This window comes from Phaeobacter sp. HF9A (genome assembly GCF_011806385.1).
In the GTDB taxonomy this organism is placed as follows: domain Bacteria; phylum Pseudomonadota; class Alphaproteobacteria; order Rhodobacterales; family Rhodobacteraceae; genus Epibacterium.
In genome coordinates this window covers 1-3,213 of sequence record NZ_JAATOX010000218.1, presented here as the reverse complement: position 1 = coordinate 3,213, position 3,213 = coordinate 1, and the positions used below count along the sequence as shown (strand labels likewise).

Below are 3,213 nucleotides of genomic sequence, written 5' to 3'. Positions count from 1 at the left end.
ACGTGGTGGTGGAAATCGCGCCGCTGCCGGCGGATCTGGACGATGACGTGGATCGAATCCTCTCCTACGACCGGGTGACCGAGGCCATCGCGCATGAGTTGGCGCGCGAACGTCTGGCATTGCTGGAAACGCTGGCCGAACGGGTGGCGGAGCGGATCTTGCAGGAGCCGCAGGCGGTGCGCGCCTTTGTGCGCATCGAAAAACTGGATCGCGGTCCCGGCGCCCTGGGGGTGGAGATCGTGCGGTCCGCCGATCAGGTCAGCCATGACCTCGCCGAAGGGGAAAAGCCCCATCCGCGCCTGATGTTCCTGTCAAACGCGGCGATCGACAGCGACAACCTCGCTGGCTGGATCGACCAGATGGAATGCCGCCGCCGTCCCCTGATCCTCTGTGTGGGGGCGCATGAGCTGGCTGTGCCGCAAACCGGGCATAAATGGACCCAGCGGCGCATTGATCTTCTGGCAATTGAACAAAATGCCTGGCGCTTGGCGGCGCGGGATGACCGCTGTGTGGTGGTTGCGACCAGAACAGAGCTGGACTGGGCGATGAAGAACGGGCAGATTTGCGTCTGGGCGCCCTCCAAGATCGTGCTGGATGCGGTGGAGGGGCCGAGCGAGCCGCCGTCGAATGCGGTTGCGCTGGCGGCCTGGTTTGCTTCTACCTTTGAAGCGGAAGAGATGATCGTGATTGGCGCTACCCTGCCGGACAATCCCGGCGTTCCCCTGCGCGCCCATGCTGAGGAGCAACAGACCCTGTGAGTTATTACCGCCCTTTGGTTCGTCACGGTGAAGCGCGTCCCGAGGGCGCCATTCACCTCGCGGGAAGCGCGCTCTGGTTTACCGAGGTCGAAATCCTGGAACGCAACGCCCCGCCGCGCATCGCGCCTGCGGGTCTCTTGCCGGAGGATGTGCGCTTGCGGCTGATGGGCCGCCGGGCGGCGATTGCCGGACTGGACATGACCCATCCGCAGATCATGGGCATCCTCAATGTCACCCCGGACAGTTTTTCTGATGGCGGCAAGCATGATGAAGCCGCAGAGGCCAGTGCCGCCGCGCTTCGGATGGTCGCCGAGGGCGCGACGATCATTGATATAGGCGGCGAAAGCACCCGCCCCGGCGCCGTCGAGGTGGACGAGCTGGAGGAAATCACCCGCACCGCGCCGGTGATTGCCGCCATTCGCGAAGAGAGCGACGTGCCGATCTCGATCGACACCCGCAAGGCGACCGTGGCGATGGAGGCGCTGGAAGCCGGTGCCGCGCTGATCAACGATGTCTCCGGCTTTACCTTTGATGCGGCCCTGGCGCCGCTGGCGGCGCAGGCTGGCGTGCCGGTCTGCGTGATGCATGCGCAGGGCGATCCGCAGACCATGCAGGCAAATCCGCGCTACGACAACGTGCTGCTGGACGTCTATGATTTCCTCGCGGCACAGGTGGATCAGCTGGAGGCCATCGGCGTGCTGCGCGAGCAGATCGTGATCGACCCCGGCATCGGCTTTGGCAAGAGCCTGGAGCATAACCTGCTGCTGCTGCGCAATCTGAGCCTGTTCCATGGCATCGGCTGCCCGATCCTGCTCGGGGTCTCGCGCAAGGGGTTCATTGGCGCCATTGGCAAAGAACCGCAGGCCGACAAGCGCGCGCCCGGCTCTATCGCGCTGGGGCTTGCGGGGCTGGCCCAAGGCGTGCAAATTCTACGCGTACATGACGTGGCAGAGACGGCGCAGGCGCTGCGCCTGTGGCAGGCCACGCAATAACAAGGCATTGGCGGGATCGGCGGTTTTTGACCCGGTGCCCAGCCGGCGAGAGGAACAGCCGACATGCGCAAGCTTTTTGGAACCGACGGTGTCAGGGGCACTGCCAATATTCATCCGATGACGGCGGATATGGCGCTGCGGATCGGTGCCGCCGTCGGGCGCTATTTTCGTCGTGAAAACGGCGGTGTGCACCGGGTGGTGATCGGCAAGGATACGCGTCTCTCCGGTTATATGTTCGAAAGCGCCCTGACGGCGGGGCTGACCTCTACGGGCATGAATGTGCTGCTGCTTGGCCCGGTGCCGACGCCCGCGGTTGGTCTGATGACCCGCTCCATGCGGGCGGACCTTGGGGTGATGATCTCAGCCAGCCACAATCCGGCGGATGACAATGGTATCAAGTTCTTTGGCCCCGATGGCTACAAGCTCTCGGATGAGGCGGAGCTGGAGATTGAGGCGTTGATTGATGCGGGCGTGGAGCCGGCGCAGGCGCAGAATATCGGCCGCGCCAAACGGATTGATGACGCGCGCTTTCGCTATGGCGAGCGGGTCAAGAGCTCTCTGCCGCGCGACATGCGGCTGGATGGGCTGAAGGTGGTGATCGACTGCGCCAATGGCGCCGCCCACCGCGCCGCGCCGGAAATCCTCTGGGAGCTTGGCGCCGATGTGGTGCCCTTGGGCGTGTCGCCGGATGGCAAGAACATCAACCGGGGCTGTGGCTCGACCCAGCCCACTGCCGCTGCAGAGGCGGTGGTGGCCCATGGCGCAGACGTCGGCATTTGTCTGGACGGTGACGCGGATCGGGTGATCGTGATCGACGAGACCGGCGCGGTGGCGGATGGCGATCAGCTGATGGCGCTTTTGGCCTCCTCCTGGGCGGAGGACGGGCGGCTGAGCGGCGGCGCGCTGGTGGCGACGGTGATGTCGAACCTGGGGCTGGAGCGGTTCCTGAACGAACGCGGCATCGGCCTGGAGCGCACCGGCGTCGGCGACCGCTATGTGGTGGAGCGCATGCGCGCCGGGGGCTTCAACCTTGGCGGCGAGCAATCCGGCCATATCGTGATGAGCGATTATGCCACCACCGGCGACGGGCTGATGGCGGGGCTGCATTTCCTCGCCGAAATGGTGCGGCGCGGGCAGAAGGCCTCGGAGTTGGCTCAGCAATTCACGCCGGTGCCGCAGCTGTTGAAAAACGTGCGGTTCACCGCCGGGCAGCTGCCCTTGGAGGTGGATAGCGTGCAGGATGCGATCTCGCACGCGGAGGGGCAATTGAACGGGCAGGGGCGGCTGTTGATCCGAAAGTCGGGCACCGAACCCCTGATCCGCGTGATGGCCGAAAGCGAAGACCCGGAGCTGTTGGAGCGCACCGTGGGCGAGGTGGTCAAAGCCGTTGAGGCTGCGACTGCCTGAGGGGTCGTAGGGGGGGCGCTGCCCCCTCGGCCTCGATGAGGCCGTCCCCCGGGATA

The 3,213-nt window shown here is 65.2% G+C and carries 3 protein-coding genes; all 3 read left to right on the top strand.

Annotation, left to right across the window (positions count from 1 at the left end; translation table 11 throughout):
- A partial coding sequence (locus tag HCZ87_RS20370) for a dihydroneopterin aldolase (RefSeq protein ID WP_167646903.1) occupies nucleotides 1-758 on the top strand: 758 nt, incomplete at its 5' end.
- Nucleotides 755-1,750 (top strand): dihydropteroate synthase, encoded by a 996-nt coding sequence (gene folP, locus HCZ87_RS20365; RefSeq protein WP_167646901.1) that lies wholly within the window; start codon nucleotides 755-757, stop codon nucleotides 1,748-1,750. The genes HCZ87_RS20370 and folP, both read left to right, overlap by 4 nt.
- 63 nt (nucleotides 1,751-1,813) lie before the next feature.
- The gene (gene glmM / locus HCZ87_RS20360) at nucleotides 1,814-3,157 is read left to right on the top strand and encodes a phosphoglucosamine mutase (protein ID WP_167646899.1); all 1,344 of its coding nucleotides are present in this window, start codon (nucleotides 1,814-1,816) and stop codon (nucleotides 3,155-3,157) included.
- Nucleotides 3,158-3,213 lie beyond the last annotated feature (56 nt).